The organism is Phormidium sp. CCY1219 (assembly GCF_035615515.1).
GTDB lineage: Bacteria > Cyanobacteriota > Cyanobacteriia > Cyanobacteriales > Laspinemataceae > CCY1219.
Genome location: NZ_JAJENT010000967.1, coordinates 1 through 3,129, shown reverse-complemented (window position 1 = coordinate 3,129; position 3,129 = coordinate 1). Strand labels below are relative to the sequence as shown.

Genomic DNA, 3,129 nt, shown 5'->3' with positions numbered 1-3,129 from the left:
CCAACTGCAAATCAACAGTTCCCCGGACTTTGAAACTAAATCTAGTTACAATATCCGAGTGCAAACCCAAGATGCGGCAGGAGAGACTGTCCAGAAGGAATTAACGATTAACGTTAACGACCTTAACGACCTGCCCACCCTAAGCACTCTCAGCAAGTCGGGTAACGAAGATGCGGACATCACCTTTGCTGCCACGGACTTTACTGCGGCTTTCACTGATGTAGATGGCGACAGCTTATCCATTCTTAAAATAACTTCCCTTCCCAGTAACGGAACTCTGAAGTTAAGTGGAACTGCTGTCACTGCCAACCAAGAAATCAATGCCGCTGACTTGGGCAACTTGGTCTTTACTCCCGATGCTGATTTTAACGGCAATGTCAGCTTTACTTGGAATGGCCACGATGGCACAGCTTATGCTGCCACTGATGCAACGGCTAACTTGACCATTACTCCAGTCAACGACCAACCCAGCTTCACTGCCACTAATCCAACGGCGGTCAACGAAGATACTGGAACCCAAACGGTAACGGGTTGGGCAACTTTCAGCCCTGGGGGAGGAACTGACGAAACCAGTCAAACGGCCACTTACACCGTCAGCAGCATCAGCAACGCGGCCTTATTTGCCACAGCCCCGGCAGTAGATGCCAATGGCAACTTGACTTACGCCCCTGCTGCTAAAGCTTCCGGGACTTCCACCTTTGATGTGGCAGTCCAAGATAATGGCGGCACAGCCAATGGTGGTGTGGATACCTCTGCTACCCAAAATTTCACCATTACTGTTAACGCGGTCAACGAAGATACTCCAGGGATTACCATCGGCGAAACCAGTCTAACTACTGCTGAAGGGGCAACCGGCACTTTTACCGTGGTACTCGACAGCGAACCGACGGCAGATGTCACCATTGCTCTCGCGTCCAGCAATACCGCCGAAGGAACTGTTTCCCAGTCAACCCTAACTTTTACTGCGGATAGCTGGGATACACCGCAAACCGTGACAGTCACCGGAGTCACCGATGACACCAATGATGGGGATACGGAATATACCATCACCACTACTGTCAGCAGTAATGATGCCAACTATGATGGCTTTGACCTATCCGATGTCACGGTGACAAACACCGACGTGGATGAAGCGGATATTCCAGCAGCGGATAATCCAGCAGCGGATAGTCCCACTGATAATCCAGCAGCGGATAGTCCAGCAGCGGATAGTCCCACAGATAATCCAGCAGCGGATAATCCAGCAGCGGATAGTCCCACAGATAGTCCAGCAGCGGATAGTCCCACAGATAATCCAGCAGCGGATAGTCCCACAGATAGTCCAGCAGCGGATAGTCCCACAGATAGTCCAGCAGCGGATAGTCCCACAGATAGTCCAGCAGACCAACCAACTGACCAACCAACGGACACTGATGTAATACCCGTTGCCCCGGCCCCAACCAGTGAAACTCCCTTATTCACAAACTTGGGTAATATTCTGGCATCAGATGACACCACTGATGCCACCGAGAACGGTTCTTTACCAGTCCCACCGCCAATTCCGCCTTTCCCCACGGTAGATTTAGCCAATATTGCCTTTACTGCCGTTGGAGATGATGGGGCTGATAATATTGATGGTCAACCGACTTCGGATGTCATCAGCGGTCTCGGTAGCAACGACTTTATCCGAGGCTTGCAAGGTAACGATGTCCTATTCGGTAAAGAGGGCAATGATGAACTTTACGGCAACCAAGGGGCAGACTTGCTCAATGGCAACCAAGGCAATGACATTATATATAGTGGCCAAGGTAATGATATTGCTTTCGGTGGTCAAGACAATGACCTAATGTATGGCGACCTGGGTAGCGATTCTCTGTCTGGCGACTTGGGTGATGACAGCCTGTTTGGTGGGCCATCTAATCCCGATTTAGTCTCTGGTGATGCCGGTGATTTGCTGTTGGGTGGTGATGGCAATGATTACCTCCAAGGCAATGTGGGCAATGATTCGATTTCCGGGGGAACTGGCAACGATACTGCCCACGGTGGTCAAGGCAATGACCTAATTCATGGCGATGAAGGGGCCGATATTATCTATGGCGATAAAGGCAACGATAGCCTAACCGGAAATGCCGATAATGATGTGGTCTTCGGTGGCGAAGGCAATGACTACCTCTGGGGTGAAGACGGAGATGACTTCCTTTATGGCGATGCCGGGAATGATACTTTAATTGGTAACGATGGCACGGACTATTTTGCCATTCAATCTGGTTTCGGTTCTGATGAAGTCCTCGATTTTATCGATGGAACTGACAAAATTGGTTTAGCCGGTGGTCTGACGTTTGCCGATTTGAGTATTACTGGCAGTAATGGCAATACTTTGATTTCCAGTAATAATGAGTTGCTGGCGACGTTGACGGGTGTTGATGTTGGTTTGATTACCAGCGCTGACTTTACGGTCTTGGTGTAAAGTTCGTCAGATAACCTTTCGTACCGGGTTTCTTCTTTACATCCCACAGATGACTGTGATGTGCATAGAAGAAACCCGGTTTCTTTGTCTAGTTGGCAGCGGATGTTGGCAGCGGATGGACAATGGATAGGTGATGGATTGGCAGCGGATAGTTAGGTAGGGTGCGTTGCGGCGACAATCAACCTTCGTGCGCCACCAGAAAATGGAAATCGCCGTCAACACCGCCCCCCACATTTCCACCATCACATTCATTTCTGACATCATCATCGCACCATCCACGGAACCCCGAATTCAATTTTGGGTTGAATTCACATATTTATTCATGGGATTTGTTGGTGGGGGTGGTGCGTTGCGGCGATGTCGATATTTTCGTGAAAACCCATCATTTATTCCCGCCGCAACACACCCTACCGGGGGCGACACCATCATAGGTAGGGTGTGTTATGCGGCCAGAAAATGTCAATGGTTACAAATCAATCATATTTCCGCATAACGCACCGTCTGAATTTTGGGTTAAATTCACATATTTATTAATGGGGTTTGTTGGTGGGGGCGGTGCGTTGCGGCTAGGTCAATATTTGTCGTGAAAATCCATAATTTATCGATGCCGCAACACACCCTACCGGGGGCGACACCATAATAGGTAGGGTGTGTTATGCGGCCAGAAAATGCGAATCGTGACA

At 49.5% G+C, this 3,129-nt stretch carries 1 protein-coding gene; it reads left to right on the top strand.

From position 1 onward, the window contains the following. The coding region (locus tag LKK83_RS31010; protein ID WP_324635325.1) for a cadherin-like domain-containing protein at positions 1-2,446 on the top strand (2,446 nt) is incomplete at its 5' end. Positions 2,447-3,129 lie beyond the last annotated feature (683 nt).